20 protein-coding genes and 1 riboswitch are annotated in these 19,460 nt (G+C 39.4%); of the genes, 7 read left to right on the forward strand and 13 right to left on the reverse strand.

Features of this window, described 5'->3' with window-relative positions; translation table 11 throughout:
* Positions 1 to 16 precede the first annotated feature (16 nt).
* The 4 genes from B2906_RS13985 to rfbC form a co-directional block, all read right to left on the reverse strand.
* A complete protein-coding gene (locus B2906_RS13985; protein ID WP_091653520.1) occupies positions 17 to 1,432 on the reverse strand; it encodes a tetratricopeptide repeat protein in 1,416 nt (471 codons plus the stop codon).
* 133 nt (positions 1,433 to 1,565) lie between these two features.
* Positions 1,566 to 2,519 (reverse strand): NAD-dependent epimerase/dehydratase family protein, encoded by a 954-nt coding sequence (locus B2906_RS13990; protein ID WP_219957279.1) that lies wholly within the window; start codon positions 2,517 to 2,519, stop codon positions 1,566 to 1,568.
* Positions 2,520 to 2,532: 13 nt separating this feature from the next.
* Entirely contained in the window at positions 2,533 to 3,279 is a 747-nt protein-coding gene (locus B2906_RS13995) for a tyrosine-protein phosphatase (protein ID WP_219957280.1), read from the reverse strand.
* Positions 3,280 to 3,834, reverse strand: coding sequence for a dTDP-4-dehydrorhamnose 3,5-epimerase (rfbC, locus tag B2906_RS14000; RefSeq protein ID WP_219957281.1), 555 nt, complete (start codon positions 3,832 to 3,834; stop codon positions 3,280 to 3,282). It lies immediately after the preceding gene.
* 177 nt (positions 3,835 to 4,011) lie between these two features.
* Here rfbC and hflX point away from each other — a divergent pair, with 177 nt between their 5' ends.
* Positions 4,012 to 5,280 (forward strand): GTPase HflX, encoded by a 1,269-nt coding sequence (gene hflX / locus B2906_RS14005; protein ID WP_219957282.1) that lies wholly within the window; start codon positions 4,012 to 4,014, stop codon positions 5,278 to 5,280.
* Between the two features lie 125 nt (positions 5,281 to 5,405).
* Positions 5,406 to 6,467, forward strand: coding sequence for a PAS domain-containing sensor histidine kinase (locus tag B2906_RS14010; protein WP_219957283.1), 1,062 nt, complete (start codon positions 5,406 to 5,408; stop codon positions 6,465 to 6,467).
* 66 nt (positions 6,468 to 6,533) lie between these two features.
* On the opposite strand, the gene B2906_RS14015 is transcribed toward B2906_RS14010, so the two are convergent.
* From B2906_RS14015 to B2906_RS14030, 5 genes are all read right to left on the reverse strand, one after another.
* Positions 6,534 to 8,921 (reverse strand): TonB-dependent receptor, encoded by a 2,388-nt coding sequence (locus tag B2906_RS14015; RefSeq protein ID WP_219957284.1) that lies wholly within the window; start codon positions 8,919 to 8,921, stop codon positions 6,534 to 6,536.
* A gap of 130 nt (positions 8,922 to 9,051) precedes the next feature.
* A riboswitch (TPP riboswitch) is annotated at positions 9,052 to 9,148 on the reverse strand.
* A 282-nt stretch (positions 9,149 to 9,430) separates the two neighbouring features.
* Complete coding sequence (locus tag B2906_RS18980) at positions 9,431 to 9,649, reverse strand: type II toxin-antitoxin system RelE/ParE family toxin (RefSeq protein WP_219957285.1); 219 nt, start codon at positions 9,647 to 9,649, stop codon at positions 9,431 to 9,433.
* Complete coding sequence (locus B2906_RS14020; protein WP_219957286.1) at positions 9,646 to 9,894, reverse strand: hypothetical protein; 249 nt, start codon at positions 9,892 to 9,894, stop codon at positions 9,646 to 9,648. The genes B2906_RS18980 and B2906_RS14020 overlap by 4 nt, the downstream gene beginning before the upstream one ends.
* 47 nt (positions 9,895 to 9,941) lie before the next feature.
* The gene (locus tag B2906_RS14025; protein ID WP_286940599.1) at positions 9,942 to 11,465 is read right to left on the reverse strand and encodes a magnesium chelatase; all 1,524 of its coding nucleotides are present in this window, start codon (positions 11,463 to 11,465) and stop codon (positions 9,942 to 9,944) included.
* A gap of 8 nt (positions 11,466 to 11,473) precedes the next feature.
* Positions 11,474 to 12,574 carry a vWA domain-containing protein gene (locus B2906_RS14030; RefSeq protein WP_144606120.1) on the reverse strand — a complete coding sequence of 367 codons (1,101 nt, stop codon included), beginning with the start codon at positions 12,572 to 12,574 and terminating at the stop codon, positions 11,474 to 11,476.
* A gap of 140 nt (positions 12,575 to 12,714) precedes the next feature.
* Here B2906_RS14030 and B2906_RS14035 point away from each other — a divergent pair, with 140 nt between their 5' ends.
* Complete coding sequence (locus B2906_RS14035) at positions 12,715 to 12,945, forward strand: hypothetical protein (protein WP_286940600.1); 231 nt, start codon at positions 12,715 to 12,717, stop codon at positions 12,943 to 12,945.
* Here the strand turns inward: B2906_RS14035 and B2906_RS14040 are convergent, their stop codons facing one another.
* Positions 12,946 to 13,356 (reverse strand): type II toxin-antitoxin system VapC family toxin, encoded by a 411-nt coding sequence (locus B2906_RS14040; protein WP_286940601.1) that lies wholly within the window; start codon positions 13,354 to 13,356, stop codon positions 12,946 to 12,948.
* The gene (locus tag B2906_RS14045; protein ID WP_091653503.1) at positions 13,349 to 13,606 is read right to left on the reverse strand and encodes a DUF6364 family protein; all 258 of its coding nucleotides are present in this window, start codon (positions 13,604 to 13,606) and stop codon (positions 13,349 to 13,351) included. Before B2906_RS14045 ends, B2906_RS14040 begins: the two co-directional genes overlap by 8 nt.
* Before the next feature lie 90 nt (positions 13,607 to 13,696).
* Between B2906_RS14045 and queG the strand changes: the two genes are divergently transcribed.
* Together queG and corA are read left to right on the forward strand one after the other, a co-directional pair.
* A complete protein-coding gene (gene queG, locus B2906_RS14050) occupies positions 13,697 to 14,638 on the forward strand; it encodes a tRNA epoxyqueuosine(34) reductase QueG (protein ID WP_286940602.1) in 942 nt (313 codons plus the stop codon).
* A gap of 4 nt (positions 14,639 to 14,642) precedes the next feature.
* Positions 14,643 to 15,749 (forward strand): magnesium/cobalt transporter CorA, encoded by a 1,107-nt coding sequence (gene corA, locus B2906_RS14055; protein WP_219957291.1) that lies wholly within the window; start codon positions 14,643 to 14,645, stop codon positions 15,747 to 15,749.
* 58 nt (positions 15,750 to 15,807) lie between these two features.
* Here corA and nadC read toward each other — a convergent pair whose 3' ends face one another.
* Positions 15,808 to 16,665 (reverse strand): carboxylating nicotinate-nucleotide diphosphorylase, encoded by an 858-nt coding sequence (gene nadC, locus B2906_RS14060; RefSeq protein WP_091653498.1) that lies wholly within the window; start codon positions 16,663 to 16,665, stop codon positions 15,808 to 15,810.
* Positions 16,666 to 16,817: 152 nt separating this feature from the next.
* Positions 16,818 to 17,213 (reverse strand): DUF4783 domain-containing protein, encoded by a 396-nt coding sequence (locus tag B2906_RS14065; RefSeq protein WP_219957292.1) that lies wholly within the window; start codon positions 17,211 to 17,213, stop codon positions 16,818 to 16,820.
* Positions 17,214 to 17,348: 135 nt separating this feature from the next.
* Between B2906_RS14065 and gpmI the strand changes: the two genes are divergently transcribed.
* Positions 17,349 to 18,875 carry a 2,3-bisphosphoglycerate-independent phosphoglycerate mutase gene (gene gpmI, locus B2906_RS14070; RefSeq protein WP_219957293.1) on the forward strand — a complete coding sequence of 509 codons (1,527 nt, stop codon included), beginning with the start codon at positions 17,349 to 17,351 and terminating at the stop codon, positions 18,873 to 18,875.
* On the forward strand, positions 18,872 to 19,441 hold the full coding sequence (locus B2906_RS14075; protein WP_219957294.1) for a hypothetical protein: 570 nt from the start codon (positions 18,872 to 18,874) through the stop codon (positions 19,439 to 19,441). Before gpmI ends, B2906_RS14075 begins: the two co-directional genes overlap by 4 nt.
* Positions 19,442 to 19,460 lie beyond the last annotated feature (19 nt).

The raw sequence follows: 19,460 nt of genomic DNA on the forward strand, positions 1-19,460 counted from the left end.
TACTTGATTTTAAGGTTTAAGGCAAAAGTTTATCGTCCCGGTATTGCGCAATCAGCTTGTAGATGGCTTTTTGCTGCTTCAACTCAGGCATCAAATCGTACAAAACCGTATGCCGATCAAAGTCCAAAGTTAAAGCATTTTCCAAATATGAAAACGCTTCTTTGTAATTGCCTAATTTGATCTGGTAAACTACCATGCGATAATAGAGCTCCGCTTCCTCGGGCAACTCCTCAATTCCTTCGCTGATTACGTCTACAGCCTCCTCAAATCTATTTTGGTCGTAGTAAATCACAGAGAGATTCACATAGGTCTCCATGATTCCGGGTTCTAGGTTAATAGCCTCCTCATAAGCCTCCGAACTGGCCTGGAGATTTCCAAGGTTAAATTCAGCATCGGCCAGACCAACCCAATAATTCGCATTTTCCTTACTGAGGTTGAGGGCTTTTTTGAAATAGTGGATGGCCTCAAAGAATTTTTCCTTCTTTAGCATGCACATTCCCAATCCAAACCAAGCATCATCATATTCCTCATCCAACTTTGCTGACTTTTTGAAATATTTAAAAGCCTCATCGATTTTGCCCAGCTTCTCATATGCAGCGCCCATATAGCAACAGTTCTCTGCATTCGCCCCTTCGCAATTGATGGTATTTTGATACGCTTCTAGCGCCAATTCATATTGATTGGTATTCATCAGCGCATTTCCCAAATTGAAATAAGCTGAAGCGAAACTATCGTCTATCAAAATGGCATAATCATAGGCTTTGATAGCATCTTCAAACCTTCCCAAGCGATTATAAACTACGCCCAAATTATACCAAGCCCCTGCACTATAGGGATCCTGGTCTATAAATTCTTGGTAAAACTGAAGGATTTCATCGAATGAACCCTCTTCTTCCGTAATCATAGCAAGCTGAAAAAGAGCATCTTCGTGGTTAATGCGGATTTTTACGGCTTCCTTAAAATAATGGCTGGCCTGCTTATTATCACCTTTGGCTCGGAATAGATTTCCCAGAGAATAATAAACCTCTGCCTTATCCTCTGCCATGGGTAAATATTTCTCCAATAAGTCTACGCCCTCTTGAGGATTCCCGGCCAAAATGTGCGCATTGGCTAAAGCAAGGACGATTTCCTCATTATTAGGTGAAATATTGTTGATGTTTTCCAGGATACTCAAACCCTCTTCCAGCTCATCGTTGAAGATCAGGCATTGAGCTTTGAGCAATTTGATTTCCACAGAAAAAGGGAATTTTTCCAAGGCAAACTCGGAAGCCCTTAATGCTTTCAGAAATTTTTGCTGATCAAAATAGAAGCGGATAATATCCTCCAGTTCTTCTTCATCGAAAAACATATCGAGGTTGGATTTCAGGGAATTTTCAAAGCGCTCCACGAGCTTTTTGTCTTCTTCCCAATCGTGATCGTGATCTCCGGTCATTCGAATGTGTTAAGGTTTACTTAAGATACCAAATAAAACGGTCTCTCAAAACGCTGAAATGTTAATTTTTTTCAAGTGATATAAAGGCCTTCCCAGCGCAAGAAAGGGATAACGAAGCCTTTCCGAAATTAGTTTACTTTGCCCAGGAAAAGGTGTCTTCCAAAGATTTGAATTCAAAGTCTAAAAGTTGCACTGCTTTACTGCCATCAAATGTAATTTTTTGGGAAGCAATTTTCGCAGTTTTCTTATTTAAGGGATTGTCAGTAAGTCCCAATTTTCTTCCTATTCCTGTAAAAAATACGGCTAGATTTAAGATTAGGCCTTTGGCTGGTTTGGTTGGGGCTGATTTTTGAAAAACCGTAGCCATCTTTTCAAAAAAGTCCCGGAAAGGAATGCTTGCTGCATTAAGGATAAAACGCTCTCCCCAAGCTTCCTTTTGAATCAATTTCCGGATCATCTCTGCAGCATCCCGAATGTCCAGGTAATTGATGTTTCCAGTAGGATAAAAAGAATTTCCCTTCAAAATAAATTGATAAACAGATGCGCTGGATCGCTCATCCTCCACCTTGGGCAAAAGAACAGATGGATTTACTACCATCACATCCAACCCTTCCTGAGCTCCTCTCCAGGCTTCCAATTCACCCCAATATTTCGAAACTGCATATTCTGTGTTTAGCGGTGACTCTGTCCACTTGAAATTTTCGTCAATTATTTTTGCTTCAATACTTCTGCCGATCGCAGCTACTGAGGATACATGAACCAACTTTTTCACCCCTGTATTCAGCAGGGCATTAATCAAGTTTGCTGTACCCTCCACATTGACATGATATAAGCGATCAGTATCTGCAGGGTTAAAGGAAACCAAGCCGGCGCAATGCACCACAAGGTCTATTTCCTGTAAGGCTGATTCCAACGCATCCATATCTGCCAAACTTCCCTCATGCCAATGAATTGGAAAATCTAAGCCTTGGATCAATTTATCTGAAGATTGCTTTCTTCTGAGCCCATGAATTTCACCCAAAGCACGAAGTTCTTTAGCTAAATAGCTGCCCAGCAAACCTGTGATTCCGGTAATAAGAATTTTCATGCTTTTTTTAAGATCAAAGACTGATATTTAACCATTCCGAATGACGGATTTTTTCAAAAGTTTTGGACTTGGGAAGTGTTTCCAACATATCCAGATAACGAGAATTATGGCAGTCTGTTCCAAAAAATCGAACATTTGCCTTTTCTAAAAGTGTCTCTGCAAAATCCTTGACTTGCTTGGAGTAGAATCCTGTCAAAGAAAGCAGGTTAATCTGGAAGATAATATTCCTGTCAATGAGATCCTGTAGTAAATCTTTATCCGCAACTAAGTACTGATAGCGCTCAGGATGGGCAAAAACCGGTTTATATCCAGCCATTTCCAAGTGAAAAAAAATCTCCAGCAACATCTGAGGTCGATTGATAAAGCCTGTTTCGACTAGGATATAGTTATCTCCAAAAGTTAAAAGCTCTTCCCCGGCTTTTACCTTTTCCAAGAAAATCTCATCCATATAGTACTCCGCAGCCGCATCAATTTCAATCTCAATGCCCTCATTTTTTACAGCCTTACGTAGATCTTCCAGCCCCATCTGAATAATTTCAGGAGTATTTCGGTAATACTCAGACATGATATGAGGGGTGGTGATAATCTTTCTAAGCCCATATTGGGATAGCCTTCGTATCAAATCCAGAGACTCCTCCATGGATTTAGAACCATCATCTATTCCGGGTATGAGATGAGAGTGCATGTCTGCCTGCAACCAGCTAAGGTCCAGGTCTTCTATGACTTCAGGTTTACGTTTAAACAGGTCTAAAATGCCCATTTAGAATCCTCCTCCACTTGATTTTATAAATTCAGCCAATGTTGGCCACTTCTGATCTTTTTCTGAGATTATGGGGTCTGTCACTTTCCAATCAATGCCTAACTCGGGATCATTCCATAAAATTCCGCCTTCGCTGGCTTGGTGATAATAATTGGAACATTTATACAGGAAAAGTGCATCTTCCAGGACCGAAAATCCGTGTGCAAATCCTTTCGGAATATACAGTAAATTCTGCTTGGATGCATCCAAAACCACAGATAATGATCGCCCAAAGGTAGCTGAATCTTTCCGAAGGTCCACTACTACATCCAAAACCTTCCCCTGCACCACACGCACGAGCTTTGCCTGCGCAAATGGATCTCTTTGAAAATGTAGTCCACGGACAGTTCCTTTTTGGGAAAAGGACTGATTATCCTGAACCCAGTTTTCTTCTAATCCATTGGCAGAGAACCAATCCTTTCGGAATGATTCAAAAAAATAGCCCCTAGAATCTTGAAACAATTTAGGTTGTATTTCAAAAACACCGGAAATGAAGGTTTCCGTTATCTGAGCCATGGGAGTTTAATTTTATTTGAAAGCAAAATAAGTAGTCCCCCCAAGACTATCCTAATCATTATTGAGGAAATATGACGAACTTTGTGCCTTGGAAGGTGATTTTCAGAGGGATATTTCCAAATAATTGAAACTTATCCACTCGATCTCTCCTTTTGTATTGAGAATCAAAAATCCTTTATGAGTAAATTTTCCCGAAAACTTCAAAAATTATACGATACCGCTCCCAAGCAGGAAACCGCAGTTTTGGTGACCGTTGTGAGACAAAATGAATCTGATCAGCTGATTGAAGAGCATTTAGATGAGTTGGCTTTTTTGACCGAAACGCTGGGTGTAAAGGCTGTTTATCGCTTTACCCAGAAAATGGAAAAGCCAGACATCAAAACTTTTGTGGGGAAAGGAAAACTGGAGGAAATTCAATCCTATGTGGAGCACTTTGCAGTAGACATGGTCATTTTCGATGACGATCTTTCTCCTTCTCAGATGAAAAATCTGGAAAACGAGCTGAAAGTGAAAGTATATGATAGATCTCTACTGATTTTAGATATTTTCTTACAAAGAGCCCAAACGGCACAGGCCAAAACCCAAGTAGAACTGGCAAGATTTCAATATTTACTTCCAAGATTAACCCGAATGTGGACTCACTTGGAGCGTCAGAGAGGTGGTACATCCACGAGAGGTGGTGCCGGTGAAAAGGAAATCGAAACAGATAAGCGGGATATCCGAAATAAAATCACCTTGCTGAGACAGAAGCTAAAAGAAATAGAGAAGCAAGGCGTCACCCAACGCAAGGGACGAAAGGGAATTGTCCGAGTTGCACTGGTAGGTTATACCAATGTAGGCAAATCCACTTTGATGAATTTGGTGACCAAAACCGATATTTTAGCTGAAAACAAATTATTTGCGACGGTAGACTCTACGGTCAGAAAGGTCGTGTTGGAAAACATCCCCTTCCTGCTTTCCGACACCGTAGGATTTATTCGAAAGCTACCTACACACTTGATAGAATCATTCAAATCTACACTGGATGAAATTCGTGAAGCAGATCTTTTGGTCCATGTGGTAGATATTTCGCATCCAAGCTTTGAAGATCATATTGCAGTAGTAACCCAAACGCTCAGAGAAATCAATGCAGGAGATAAACCTGTCTTATTGGTCTTCAATAAAATTGACCTGGTGGAAACCATGCCTTCTGAAGAGAAAATCATGGAAATGACTGAAATCGAGCTTCAGGAATCCGACTTTAAGGATTTTGATGCGCTTTCAGAAGCCTATGAGAAAAAGACTGGAATCCAACCTGTTTTTATGGCAGCCGGAAGTGGAAAAAACATAGAAGAGTTCAGAGAAAGGTTAGTATCCGAAGTCAAAAAACAACATCTGAAAATCTATCCACATTACTTGGAAGATCAAGTTGTCATTTGGAACAGTGAAGAAAATAGCTCGGAATAATCTCCGAGCTTTTTTCTTATCAGACAATTTGAGGGCTTTAAATTCTTCCTGTTCACTTAATAAAATTCCTTTTAGTCTTTAGTTATTTTTCATATATATTTTCAAAAAGAGGCAAAACCCAGCCCATGACTACAGAAGATTATCCCTTTGAATTATTTTTCGATTTAGTCCCTGACCTACTGTGCATTGCTGGCTTTGATGGTTATTTCAAAAGAATAAACCCAGCGGTTTCCAAAGTATTAGAATATAGTCAGGAGGAACTCTACTCTCGACCTATTAATGATTTTATACATCCTGAAGATGTGTCAATGACCAATCAGAGGAGATCTCAACTTTTTGAATCACAGCCTTTGCTAAACTTCGAAAACCGATACATTACCAAGAGTGGAAAAATCATATGGCTTTATTGGACTGCCTGGCCTAACACCGAAAAAAAACTGGTTTTTGCAATTGCTAAAGAAATTACTGAAAAGAAAAGATTGGAAGAAAGGAAGGACGAATTACTGTCTGACCTTTCTCACAAAAATGAAGAACTCAAAAGTCTTACATACATAACAGCTCATGATTTGAGGTCTCCAGTTTCTAGTATATTGTCCGTTTTCCAGTTACTTAATTTGGAGAAAATAAAAGACGAAGAAAGCGTAGAGTTGATCAAGCTTATTCAGAGATCAACCTTGGGACTTAAAGAAAACCTTAATAAATATTTGAATAAACTTTCTGAAAAGGACAGTAATAATGATAAGAAGGAGCTGGTCAACTTATCAGAAATTCTTCAGGAAACACTGATTACATTGAACCCTACCCTAAAATCAGTCAATGCCCAAATCAAGCATGATTTTTCTCAAGCAGGTGAAGTTTATTTTAACAGACTTCATTTAGAAAGTATTTTCCTGAATTTGTTAGGTAACTCTATTAAATACAGAAAAACAGATGTGGCACCACAGGTTTGCATATGGACAGAATTTGTTGCTGAAAGAGTATTTCTCTATATCAAAGACAATGGGAAAGGGATGAATATGGAAAAAGTAAAGGATAAGATATTCAAAATGAATCAAACCTTTCACGGGCACTCAGAGGCTAAAGGCATTGGGCTTTATTTAGTAAACAGCCATCTTCAAAGTGCTGGCGGAAGCATTGAAGTGGAAAGTGAGGAAGGGGTCGGGACTACTTTTAAGGTTATCTTTTAAAAATTTAAATAAAAAAGTCCTGCCTCAAACTGAAGCAGGACTTTATCAAATTTTCTATAAGTCATTTTAGAACTTCATGCTCACTCCAAGCAAGAAATTCGTGCCTGCCTGAGGATAATAGAAGTTTTCTGTAATCAATTCTCTGCCACTATTCCCCGGAACGAAGTAGCTAAAGGTGTAGCCATTAGGCTCGTACAACTCATTGAAAATATTATTGATCAATAAGTTTACCTCTAAACTCTTAAAGAATCGGGGCTGTGCGGTATAGCTGATTCGAAGATCATTGGTGAAAAATGCATCCAATGTCCGGTTCTCATTCGATGTATTATCCAGATATTGCTGCCCTACATATTTACTCAACCAGTTTAGAGAAAGGTTCTTGGTAGGATGATATTCGATAATAGCCGAACCCACTACATTGGGAGAAAATGCTATATCCGTGTTGGTATAAGTATTCTCCACTTGCTGAAAATCCTCCACACTGTAGTCGTCTATATACTCCGTGAATTCAGCAATCTTATTTTGACTTAAGGCAATGTTTCCTCCCAAAGTCCATTTTTTAGATACTTGATATGCACCGTCCAATTCTATCCCTGCCCTGTAGGATGAAGCAACATTCTCTCTTATATAGGCGCCAACATTATTGATTTGACCAGTCAAAATCAGTTGATCCTTGTAATCCATGTAATAGAAGTTGGCATTATAGGTAAAGTTGCCTGCTCTTGACCGCAGGCCTGCCTCGATGTTATTGAGTCTTTCCGGTCTTGGCACTTCCGTAATCGGATTGTCCGTAAAATCAGCTCTTGTTGGTTCACGGTTGGCTACAGCATAGCTAGCATACCAAGTCTGATTTCCTTTTTCGTACGAGAAACCAAACTTTGGATTGAAGAAGGTATAATTTTCCTGACCGTCCACAATTCTCAAATCGTCATTGACTCCGAAGAAGGTATAATTAATCCCACGAACCTGAAGATCTCCAAATAGATTTAATCCTGGCTTTAATTCATAATTGGCCTTTGCATAGATATTTCTATCGTCTTTAACAGCGTTATTATCGTAATATCGATCTCGGATATCAGTATCTCCAGCAATTCTCGCCCAGATAATTTCCCCAAAATGGTCGCCATCGTAGCGATTGGCGCCACCTCCTAAAATCACATCCCATTTTCCATCGTCGGACACATAATTGACAGATCCTACGAATCCAAAGAAATCATTGTCCAACCATCTTCTTCTGATGATATCTGTTCTAGTAATGGTATCTCCACCAATAATGACATTGGGCAAGGCATATCTGGAAAATCGGTCATTCTCGCGAAACTGCTCATAATAGCCCCGGCCATAGGTATAATGTAAGGCCAGATTGGTTTTCCAATTGGACCCAATTTTTCCTGTATAAATCAACTGATAATGATCCTGTTGGTAATTATCTGTTTCATTATCATAGGTGTAGAAATTATTGGTGCGGTCAGTATCCAATAGAGCCTCTGGCAAACCATACCAAGACTGATAGGTCTGCTCTTTTCCGGAGAAAACATTCAATTTGACAACGTGATTTTCTCCATAGTAGCCTCCGGAAAGGAAGTAAGATCCCAAATCAGAAAAAGCTCTATCCACATAACCGTCGGTCGTGATTTTGGATAATCTAGCATCTACGGCAAATCGATTATTCAATAAACCTGTTCCAGCTTTGACTGTATGTCTCCACGTGTTGAAGCTGCCAAATCCATTATCAACCTGAGCATAAGCCTCTTCTTGTCGAGTATCTGTTTGGAAATTCAAACTTGCTCCAAAAGTGGCAGCTCCATTGGTCGAAGTTCCGACTCCCCGCTGAATCTGCACATTATCTACCGAACTGGCAAAATCCGGCATATTGACCCAGAATACTCCATGTGACTCAGCATCATTGAGAGGGATTCCATTCACAGTAACGTTGATTCTTGTCTGATCTGTACCCCGAATTCGGAGACCAGTATATCCTATACCAGCACCGGCATCCGAATGTGTAACCACAGAAGGAGTGAAGTTCAAAAGAATGGGAATATCCTGACCTAAGTTCCTTTTGGCAAGCTCCTCCTTGTCGATAGTTTTGAATGTGGTTGGGGTGTTTTCTGATGCCCGAGTGGCAGATACTATAAATTCTTCACTCAGAAAATCTTTGCTGGAAAGTTTAATTTCCAAGTTTCCGGAGTAGGGTAAGGATAGACTCTGACGAAAAGTCTCATATCCTAAATAGGATACCCGGAGATCTACTTCACCTGTAGGAAGTTTTAAAATGGTGAAATTTCCTTCTCCATCAGTAATAGCTCCTCTTCCTATTTTTTCGGTCCATACAGATGCTCCTACGAGAGGCTCGCCACTTTTTGCGTCCAGTACTTTTCCGCTCAAACTTTGTTGAGCCCAAGCCGAAATGGTCAGCATAAATGCCATCCAGCCCATCAATAATTTTTTCATTTGTTTAAATCCCTTTCGGGTCATTGAGTGAAACATGGGATGACTTAGGGGAAGTCAGCCGTATTTGTTTACCCGTTTTGCAATAGTAAAATCAGAGCCTACAGTGGTACCAAACTGTCTATTCTAAATTTACTTTGCTTGCTCATTTCCCTTCGCCGGCACTACCCGGATCAGGTATTATGGGTATGATCTCAGCCCGTTTTATTAAGGCACCCCTTATGATCTATGTGCAAAGGTATGGGTGAAAAGTCTTAAAGCAAATCAGAGTAAAAGAAAAGTCTCCATTGAAGCATTGACCAATAAAAATCAATCTGAATAACAGCACAAGTCGACAATATCAAACTATTTAGAGCTTACTCATTAATCCTTAAAATCTTAAGGGAAAAGCAAGTACAGTATTTATGTCTAAAAATTAAACAATAAAAAAACCTTAAGGCATCAATTTTTTAGGATCTCTTCTCGTATCAAAAACTCTTGAAATCAATATCAGGTATTGACTTTCTTCGATTCTATATATGATTTCGAATAATTAAATATCGATAGTTTAACAATACAGGCTGTTCAAAGAATTGGATTTGACCTATTTTTGGATCTGAGCTTAAGATTTCTGCTTTATCAACTATTGAAAAAACTATATTCTGGGCAACAACTTCTCCAGCTAATTCAGAATAAAATTCAAAAATTTCATTCAAATCCTTAAGCGATCTTTCAGACCAAAAAATTTTCACAAAATTTTTCCCTTTTTAATTCTTTTGACTAGCTCTTCTTGAGAAATAATTTTTCCCCTTTTGTAATCAGACTCTGCTTCTTGAAGAGACTGGATTAACTCATCCTCTTCAATAGGGCGAAAAAATTCCTTTTGTTTTTCAGTAAGACTATCTAACCTGATTTGATCAATCTTTTCAAGGACACTTTCATTTTCAAGTTTAGATAACCAGTGAATCAATTCTAATTTCTTTTTAGCAATGTCCATAATCATGAATTTAATAATTTTCCAAAAAAAGAGGCTTTCGCCCCTTTTTATAAATCATCCTCATCAAAATCATCTTCTTCTCCAGGCCCCATATCAAACATGGAACTGAATAAATCCTTGAACTGTAAACCAGTGTCCAACATGCGTTTGCTCAGCTGAGAATATTCAGCCAAACCATGCAATGCAAACTCCATAAAGAATTCTTTCTCTCTTTCAGGAAGATTTTTGACCAACTGTGTTACCACATTTTCCAAGCCTGGAACTTCCATCAGGGCTTCCTTATACTCCTTATCGGATTGAGAGGCTAAAATATCCAGAACATTTCCTTCTCCAAACCAGGCAAGCGGAATCACGTAGGGGTTTCCCTCCTTGGACTTTTTCTTTTCTTCCGGAGATGGGAAATAATTCACAAACTGAGATCTTATAGCTTTTCCAATTAAGTTGTACGCAACCAATCCAGCACCTTCTTGCTCTCCTTCATACACTAATTCTACTTTACCGGTAATCGCCGGAATTACTCCGATCAAATCGGCAATTCTTACCACCGTTTTGTTTTCACCATTCATATAAAGTCTTCTTTCAGCTGCTGAAATCATATTTTCATAGGCTGAAATGGTTAAACGAGCCGAGACACCTGACTTTTCATCCACGTACTCGGAAGCTCTCGCCTCAATCGCAATCTGTTCAATCAAGTCCTTCATGAGTTCGGGTACATGAATATTTTCAACAGGCTTTCCTTCCAGATTCGCCTCCTGTGCGGTAATTTTTTTACCAATCTCAATGGACTTTGGATAGTGGGTGATAATCTGACTTTCAATTCTATCTTTTAGAGGAGTAACTATACTTCCTCGGTTGGTATAGTCCTCTGGATTAGCCGTGAAAACAAATTGTATATCCAGGGGTAATCGCAGCTTAAAGCCCCGAATTTGAATATCTCCTTCTTGAAGAATATTGAATAAAGCTACCTGAATTCGGGCTTGTAAATCCGGTAATTCATTGATTACAAAAATAGACCGGTGAGATCTTGGCACCAGACCATAGTGAATCACCCGCTCATCATTGTAACTGAGCTTCATGGTGGCCGCTTTGATAGGGTCCACATCTCCAATCAAATCAGCTACAGAAACATCAGGGGTCGCTAATTTTTCTGTGTAACGTTCATTTCTATGCCACCAAGTGATCGGGGTATCATCACCCCTTTCTTCGATCAGATTTCTCGCATAGGAAGTCAAAGGTGCCAATGGATCATCATTCAATTCCGAACCATAGACCACCGGCACATATTCGTCCAAGAGCAAAGTCATCATTCTCGCAATCCGGGTCTTAGCCTGACCACGAAGTCCTAATAAATTGATGTTGTGACGAGATAAAATCGCACGTTCGATATCTGGAATTACTGTATCCTCATATCCCCAAATACCTTCAAAGACATTTTCTTTTGCCTTGATCTTAGCAATAAGATTATCTCTTAATTCCTCTTTGATTGATTTAGCCTGATAGCCAGCAGCCTTCAACTGACCAAGCGTTCGAATTTGTTTCAGTTCTTTTCCTGTAAGTGTATGGTAGTCCATGCGTTTGTTTAAAAGCGTTTGGTTCGGTTTCTTCTATAATCCTCAAAAATCAAATCTCCCAAGCCCTTCAAAGAAGAGTAGTAAGCATTACCATTGTTGACCTTGGTAAATTCTTTGACAAACTCCTTCAAATAAGGGTCTGAAGCGATCATAAAGGTGGTTACGGGGATTTTTAATTTTCTGCATTGAGCAGCTAGTTTGAGCGTTTCACTCAAGATTTTACTGTCAATGCCAAAAGAGTTTTTGTAATATTTGATTCCAACTTTTAAGCAAGTTGGCTTACCGTCAGTAATCATGAATATCTGTTTGTTCGGATTCTTCCTCCTTCGAAGTAGATCCATAGCCAGCTCCAGTCCCGCAACTGTATTAGTATGATAAGGACCCACTTGAAGATAGGGCAGATCCTTAATTTCAATTTGCCAGGCATCATTTCCAAAAACGATGATATCAAGCGTGTCTTTTGGGTAGCGGGTTTTTATCAATTCTGCCAAAGCCATTGCCACTTTCTTAGCCGGCGTGATCCGATCTTCTCCATACAAAATCATAGAGTGGGAAATATCGATCATCAAAACTGTAGAGGTCTGAGATCTATACTCATTCTCCACAACTTCCAAATCATCTTCGGTCAAAAGATAGTCACCTGAAAACCCATGATTGGCCTGGGCATTACGTAGAGAGTCAGTAAGCGCAATTTGATCTAAGTTATCTCCAAACTCATAGGCTCTTCTGTCGGTACCCCGCTCTTCTCCCTGACCGGAATGAGTGGTTTTATGTTGCCCAGATTTACCTCTTTTGAGCTTCCCAAAAATTTCCTCTAGGGCAGACTTTCTAATCGTTTGCTCTGCTTTCCCTGTAATTTTAAACTCCCCTTTTTGATTTTCTTCAGTTAGATATCCTTTGGATTTAAGGTCCTCAATAAAATCCCCAATTCCGTAATTGGGATTAGTCATGTTGTAACGCTTATCCAAGTTTGTCAGCCAGCTAAGAGCCTCTGCCACATCTCCGCCAGTCATGGTAACCAACTGAAGAAATATGTTAAGCAGATTCTCAAAGGTGTTTTTCTCGGGATCTTGGGGAGGTATATATTGAGTAAAGCGGAAGCCTTTCATAATCAAGTTTTTAAAGATTAGACTCAAGAAGCAGGACAAAACTTGCCGCCAAATCGAATTGAGCAAACCTTAAGATACATGTCTCAATAACAAAGTGAAAGGCATAGGAGTTTGAATAAGTAGATAAAAACACCAAAAAGATGAAAAATTATCAAACAGTAGTTGGGGTTGTGACCGGAATTTTGATTGTTTTTGTCACACTGATTCAACTCAATATTGCTTTGCCATTAATCTGGCTAATTTTCTTGGCGGGGCCTTTTTTAGTCCTTTGGATGGTTTGGTCTGTTTTAACGGCTCCAATCACAATAAAAGAAACCTTTGATGAACAATGGTATCAGGACAGGCCGGATATAAGAAGAAAAAGAGATTAATCAAGGTGCAAAAAATTCCTGTGGAGTAAGGATAGGTATTTGACTGTTGCCAATAAAATCCCTTTTATTTCTAGTAATTAAAAAATCTACACGATGGGCTAAAGCAGTATAATATTGTAGCCCATCTTCCTTGTCTTTAAAGTTGGAATTCAAAGATTGAATAATCACATCCTTCCCTCCTGAAATTACCTCAAAAACTAAAAAAAATTGTTCTAAAAGTACATTTGCTTGAGGAATTTTGTAGACCTGAAAAACAAGGTAATATAAGTTTCCTAAACTGCTCTCAGCAATAAAAAGCTGAGCCAATGACCCTTGTGCCAGCATTAGAAAAAGCTTAGAATCTTCATAAAAGGGCTCCCTTTTTGCGAGCAAGTCAATCGCTACATTAGTATCTAAAAAGATTTTAACCATGTTTTTTTAACAAATAATGACTTCGAAGCTCTTTGTCAAATTTATCAGGGCTGGGTCTAGGTTTCATAGACTCCAATTTTTTTAAAAGTGATTTTGCCGCTTTTTGAGCTTCCGTTTGTTCTATTTCCGGATCTTCTTTAGAAAAAATCTCCTCAAACATTTGAGACAATGACATTCCTCTATCAGCAGCTTTTTGCTTGGCCTTTTCTATTATTTCTTTTTCTACAGTAAGAGTAAGTTTGGTTTTCATAAATACACGTGCTCAAATACAATATACGTGTAATTCTCAAATTGTGTTCAATTTCGTCTTTAATTTGATTTAAAGTACTTTCGAATTCCTATGAGCCCTTCACTTAAATACGCCCAATTCATCAAGTCCACAGCAAAGCAGTTAGGCTTTGACTTCTGTGGAATTGCCAAGGCGGAATTTTTAGAAGAGGAGGCCCCAAGACTTGAAGAATGGCTGAACCGAAACTATCAAGGCCAGATGGCCTATCTGGCCAATCATTTTGATAAGCGTTTAGATCCAACCAAGTTGGTTCCCGGTGCACAAACAGTCATTTCCCTGATTTATAATTATTATCCAGCGCATAAACTTCCTGAAAAACCAGAAGACATCAAGCTGGCCAAATATGCATATGGAGAGGATTATCACTTTGTGATTAAGGACAAGCTTAAAACATTTTTGGAAGTTCTCCGGGAAGAAATCGGTGAAATTGAAGGACGTGTTTTTGTAGACTCAGCACCGGTCATGGAACGACAATGGGCTCAAAAAGCTGGATTGGGATGGATTGGAAAAAATAGCCTTTTGCTTAATCGAAAGATGGGGAGCTTTTTCTTTTTGGCAGAGTTAATCATCGATTTAGAAGTGGAACCTGATCTTCCTTTAGCAAAAGATTATTGTGGAACTTGTACGGCCTGTATAGACGCATGTCCAACAGATGCCATCGTGCAACCGGGAGTAGTCGATGGTTCCCGCTGTATTTCCTACTTGACCATAGAGTTGAAAGAGGCAATTCCTGCCGAATTCAAAGGAAAGATGGAAAATTGGGCTTTTGGCTGCGATATCTGCCAGGATGTATGCCCTTGGAACCGCTTTTCCAAGCCTCATCAAGAACCAAAATTTGATCCCCATTCGGATCTAAAAGACTATTCGAAAAAAGATTGGATTGAGATGACAGAAGAGACTTTTCAGAAAGTTTTTAAAAAATCTCCTTTAAAGCGTACAAAATTTGCCGGACTGAAAAGAAATCTCGAATTTATTCAATCAAAGCCCTCCTAGACTTATGGCGCAGAAGTCTCCTATGAAGCAATTCCAGAAACTCTTTAAGAGTAAAAAAAGGAAAAGACCTGCCCATAGAGTTGGATTACCCCCGGCCGCCCTAATTTTTACTGGTGACAAGAAGCAAGAGGAGGTTTTCATCAACTTGATCACCTACGATGAACAGGAGATTTATGAAGAAAAAATCAAACTCTCCCAGCTCAAGGATCATCTGAAGCTTCAAAAGAAAGTTTTTTGGATAGATGTCATTGGACTTCACGATGTAGGAATTTTAGAAGAAATCGGACAGATTTTTGGCATTCACAAATTGACTTTGGAGGATATTCTTAGCACCTTCCAAAGGCCAAAAATGGAAGCTTTTGAGGAGTACATTTTTGCTACGCTGAAAATGATTCAATGCAATTCCCCTGAAGACCCCATAGATGAAGAGCAGGTGAGTTTTCTAATGGCTAAAAATATTCTTATCACTTTTCAGGAAAAAGAGGGGGATGTGTTCCAGTTTGTAAGAGAGAGACTCCAAGACTCCAAAAGGACTATCCGACAAAGAGGAACCGATTATCTGCTGTATGCTTTATTGGATGCGGTTGTCGACAATTACTTCACTGTTCTTGAACATATAGGCGAAAGGATAGAAAGCTTAGAATCGCAGGCAATCATAGAACCCGGAACCGAAACTCTGAATGCCTTGTATCTTCAACGCAGGGAGATGATGGACTTGAGAAGGTCAGTTTATCCGCTCAGGGAGGTAATCGGAGCTTTCGATAAGTATGCAGAGGATAAAATTTCTCCGGAAGTACGACCATTTATCCGCGATTTGTATGAAAATACTATTCAGGTAATTGAAACCATGGAAGTGTTTCGGGATATGTCTTCCGGCGTTTTAGACCTTTACATGAACAGCCTTTCTAATCGGATGAATAATGTAATGAAGGTGCTTACCATTATATCCACCATTTTTATTCCTTTGAGCTTTGTGGCTGGAGTTTATGGAATGAACTTCGAGTATATGCCCGAGTTACAATGGCGCTATGGGTATTTTTATGTTTTGAGTGGAATGGGTATAGCAGTGATTGGAATGCTCATTTATTTTCGATTCAAAAAATGGCTTTAAGAGCAATTTAAGCACTCTTTTTCTATTGTAAACAATTAAATTGTTTAAATATCTAATCTTAAAAAGCTTTAAGACTGATATCTAGACTTTTCACGGAGTGCGTTAAAGCCCCCATAGAAATAAAATCCACACCGCATTCGGCCACCTCAGCAAGGGTCTCCTCTGTAATTCCACCAGAGGCTTCGGTTTCAAATTTTCCATCAATGATTGCAACTGCCTTTCTCATAGTTGCATAATCCATGTTGTCCAGCATGATGTAATCCACTCCTCCAACTCTCACTACTTCCTCCACCTCTTGCAGATTTCGGGTTTCAACTTCAATTTTTAAATTCAGATTATGGGAGGCTAAATAGGCTTTGGTTCGCTCAATGGCCTGCTGAATTCCCCCAGCAAAATCCACATGATTGTCTTTCAACATCACCATATCATACAGTGCAAATCTATGATTTACTCCTCCACCGATATGAACAGCCCATTTTTCCATCAATCGGAAATTAGGCGTGGTTTTCCTGGTATCCATCAGACGAGCTTTGGTATGGATAATCTTCTGAGTCAACCTATGAGTCAATGTAGCGATACCGCTCATTCTTTGCATACAGTTGAGAACCAATCTTTCTGAAGACAAAATAGAAGCTGCTGGACCTGCAACCGTCAAGCCTATATCTCCATATTTCACTTCATCTCCATCCTTTTTCAGAAGAGTTACTTCCAAACTGGGATCATAGCTTTTAAAAATTTTCTCAGCCATTTCTATTCCAGCAAGTACTCCGTCACCCTTGATTAAAAGTTTTGCCTGACCCATTTTATCTGATGGAATCGCCGCCAAAGAAGAATAGTCTCCCGGTCCAATATCTTCTGCAAAAGCAGATTGGATAAATGATTGGATAGCCTGATCGGTAAGGTAAGCGGGTCTCATGTATCAAGATTTTAAATCAGCTGATCAGATTTCAAAAATCTGGCAGAGATTGAAGCATTAAATGGGATGAAATGTTTGGAGTAGCTATAAACTATTTCCTGCTGCAAAAATAGGGATAATGAGTAGCAGTACGGGTAATTTTCTAAAAATGCTTACACTTTTACAAAGCCCAGACTATACACTTTGATTTGGGCATCCTGCTGATTGACTTTGATAAAAACCTTATAAATGCCTTTTCCGCTTTGATAATCCCCTATATAAGAACTCAAACTGGGATTATTTTCTGATCTAAAAACTAGGGAAAATTTTAAGGGAGGGTTTTTCTTGAAAAAATCTTTTAACACTATTTCGGCCTGACTTTTCGAAAAATCTCCTTGTTGACCGTTGATATTGAGTGAAATACTTGCGTCAAAATATCTAGCCAAATCACTACTGGACCCACTATCGATCGCCACTATAATGGGGTCAATAGAGTGCTCAGGCGGATAGGTAGTTTCGGGTACAGCTATCCACAGTAAAAGTGATAGTATGAGTTGGTTAAGCATCATCAGTGCTGGTTTGGCAAATACTACGCCAAATTCATTCTTTCAAAATGCATTTTTGAGATTATTTCTTTCAGCAGGAAAAAAGTCAATCCATCATTCTTTGGGTCAAGAATGCCTAGAATATTTTATATTTGCCACATGGATAAGAAAGTACTTTTAATGATCTTGGACGGCTGGGGAATTGCGACTAAACCCGCTGTATCCGCCATCGACAAAGCCAAAACACCTTTTGTAGATAGTTTATATACCAAATACCCACATTCTACCCTTGAGGCCTCCGGTTTGGCAGTAGGTCTTCCAGAGGGCCAAATGGGAAATTCAGAAGTGGGACATATGAATATCGGCGCTGGTAGAATCGTTTATCAAGACTTGGTGAAAATCAACCAAGCCGTAAAAAATGGAGAGCTGAAGGAGCACCCTGTGTTGAAAGAAGCCTTTGCCAAAGCAAAAGCTGAAAAGAAGAAAGCGCATTTTATCGGTTTGGTTTCTGACGGTGGAGTGCATGCTCATATTGATCACCTGAAGGGTCTTTGCGATGCTGCTAAGGCAAATGGAATGGAGGATGTTTTCATTCATGCATTCACAGACGGTAGAGATACCGACCCAAAGGGAGGCGTTCATTATCTTTCCGATCTTCAATATCACCTGAAAAATTCATCCGGTAAAATCGCCTCCGTGGTAGGAAGATACTATGCCATGGATCGTGATAACCGTTGGGAGCGCGTTAAGTTGGCTTACGATGCCTTAGTTCATGGCGAAGGAGAAAAGTCCAAGGATATTCAAGCTGCTATCAAAAAATCCTATGACAATAATGTAACGGATGAATTTATCCGTCCAATTATCCACGTAGGCGCAGATAATAAACCTTTGGCTACCATAGCTGAGGGAGACTTGGTGATCTGTTTCAATTTTAGAACCGACAGGGGAAGGGAAATCACTCAGGTGCTGACGCAAAAGGATTTTGAGGATTACAACATGAAAAAGTTAAGCCTCAATTACATCACTTTTACTAATTATGATGAGACCTTCCAGGGTGTCAAAGTTCTTTTTGAAAAGGATAATTTAAATAATACGCTAGGGCAGGTACTTGAAGCAGCCGGAAAAACTCAAATCAGAATTGCTGAAACTGAGAAATACCCTCACGTAACTTTCTTTTTCTCGGGAGGCAGGGAAAAAGAATTTAAAGGAGAAAGCAGAATTCTATGTCCTTCTCCCAAAGTTGCGACTTACGATCTCAAGCCCGAAATGAGCGCTTTTGAAATCGCTTCCAAAATAATTCCTGAACTCAAGAAGAAAAGTACAGACTTTATCTGCCTTAATTTTGCCAATGCTGATATGGTAGGGCACACTGGTGATTTTGAGGCTGCAATGAAGGCCTGCGAAGCGGTAGATCAATGCACAGAGCGAGTAGTCAATGCTGCTTTGGAAAATAATTATACCATCATGGTGATCGCAGATCATGGAAACAGTGATATGATGATCAATGAGGACGGAAGTCCAAATACGGCTCATACCACCAACCTTGTTCCTTTTATTTTGATCGACAAGCAAGACAGCTTCCAGGTAAAAGATGGAAAATTAGGAGATCTAGCACCTACCATCTTGAAACTAATCGGCCTGGAGATTCCTAAAGAAATGACTGGAGATATCTTGATAAACGAATGAAATTTAGAATACTCGTAACACTTGCATTCCTGATTTCCTCGCTTACTTCCTGTGAAAACACTCCTGGGATTGCGCCTGTGGGGGAAATGGAGGTTTTACCTTATTATGATTTGAAAGGCTTTGTACTTCAGGAAATCGAAAAGATGGACAGCAGTAACCAAGTTTCCAAAATCACCCGAATAAATGGGGAAGAAAAAAGGTCAGATGTGACTTTTTCAAAAGAAGATTGGAAAGAAGAGCTAGACGCTTTCTTGGAGGCAGATATCAACAAACCTTCCTTAGCCACCTCGTTTACCACCGAGATCAAAGGTGATATTTTAATCCATCAAGCTAAACCTGAGGCAAAAACAACCATCAAAGAAATTCAGGTTCGGATTGTGGATGACAAACCTGTTTGGTTAAGATTTAGAGGTGCAAAAGAAAGTATATTTTACACCTCTTATATCAATGGGGGTATCTACATGAATGCTTTTACTGATAAAATTGATCATTACGAATTGGAAAGCACACAAAAAATTTGGTTTCTCAGTCCAAATAATATGAAAATCCAAGGTGCTGTTAGATAAAAAAGAGGCTGTCTCATAA

The sequence above is a fragment of the Algoriphagus sp. UBA3586 genome, from assembly GCF_002376385.1.
Classification (GTDB): Bacteria; Bacteroidota; Bacteroidia; order Cytophagales; family Cyclobacteriaceae; genus Algoriphagus; species Algoriphagus ornithinivorans.

Coding starts and splice junctions, on each gene's coding strand:
- B2906_RS14075 (WP_219957294.1), top strand. CDS start 18,872: ATGAAATTTAGAATACTCGTAACACTTGCATTCCTGATTTCCTCGCTT.
- B2906_RS14040 (WP_286940601.1), bottom strand. CDS start 13,356: ATGGTTAAAATCTTTTTAGATACTAATGTAGCGATTGACTTGCTCGCA.
- B2906_RS14020 (WP_219957286.1), bottom strand. CDS start 9,894: ATGGACATTGCTAAAAAGAAATTAGAATTGATTCACTGGTTATCTAAA.
- nadC (WP_091653498.1), bottom strand. CDS start 16,665: ATGAGACCCGCTTACCTTACCGATCAGGCTATCCAATCATTTATCCAA.
- B2906_RS14030 (WP_144606120.1), bottom strand. CDS start 12,574: ATGAAAGGCTTCCGCTTTACTCAATATATACCTCCCCAAGATCCCGAG.
- B2906_RS14045 (WP_091653503.1), bottom strand. CDS start 13,606: ATGAAAACCAAACTTACTCTTACTGTAGAAAAAGAAATAATAGAAAAG.
- corA (WP_219957291.1), top strand. CDS start 14,643: ATGGCGCAGAAGTCTCCTATGAAGCAATTCCAGAAACTCTTTAAGAGT.
- B2906_RS14015 (WP_219957284.1), bottom strand. CDS start 8,921: ATGAAAAAATTATTGATGGGCTGGATGGCATTTATGCTGACCATTTCG.
- B2906_RS14065 (WP_219957292.1), bottom strand. CDS start 17,213: ATGATGCTTAACCAACTCATACTATCACTTTTACTGTGGATAGCTGTA.
- B2906_RS14010 (WP_219957283.1), top strand. CDS start 5,406: ATGACTACAGAAGATTATCCCTTTGAATTATTTTTCGATTTAGTCCCT.
- hflX (WP_219957282.1), top strand. CDS start 4,012: ATGAGTAAATTTTCCCGAAAACTTCAAAAATTATACGATACCGCTCCC.
- B2906_RS13990 (WP_219957279.1), bottom strand. CDS start 2,519: ATGAAAATTCTTATTACCGGAATCACAGGTTTGCTGGGCAGCTATTTA.
- B2906_RS14035 (WP_286940600.1), top strand. CDS start 12,715: ATGAAAAATTATCAAACAGTAGTTGGGGTTGTGACCGGAATTTTGATT.
- B2906_RS13995 (WP_219957280.1), bottom strand. CDS start 3,279: ATGGGCATTTTAGACCTGTTTAAACGTAAACCTGAAGTCATAGAAGAC.
- rfbC (WP_219957281.1), bottom strand. CDS start 3,834: ATGGCTCAGATAACGGAAACCTTCATTTCCGGTGTTTTTGAAATACAA.
- B2906_RS14025 (WP_286940599.1), bottom strand. CDS start 11,465: ATGGACTACCATACACTTACAGGAAAAGAACTGAAACAAATTCGAACG.
- gpmI (WP_219957293.1), top strand. CDS start 17,349: ATGGATAAGAAAGTACTTTTAATGATCTTGGACGGCTGGGGAATTGCG.
- queG (WP_286940602.1), top strand. CDS start 13,697: ATGAGCCCTTCACTTAAATACGCCCAATTCATCAAGTCCACAGCAAAG.
- B2906_RS13985 (WP_091653520.1), bottom strand. CDS start 1,432: ATGACCGGAGATCACGATCACGATTGGGAAGAAGACAAAAAGCTCGTG.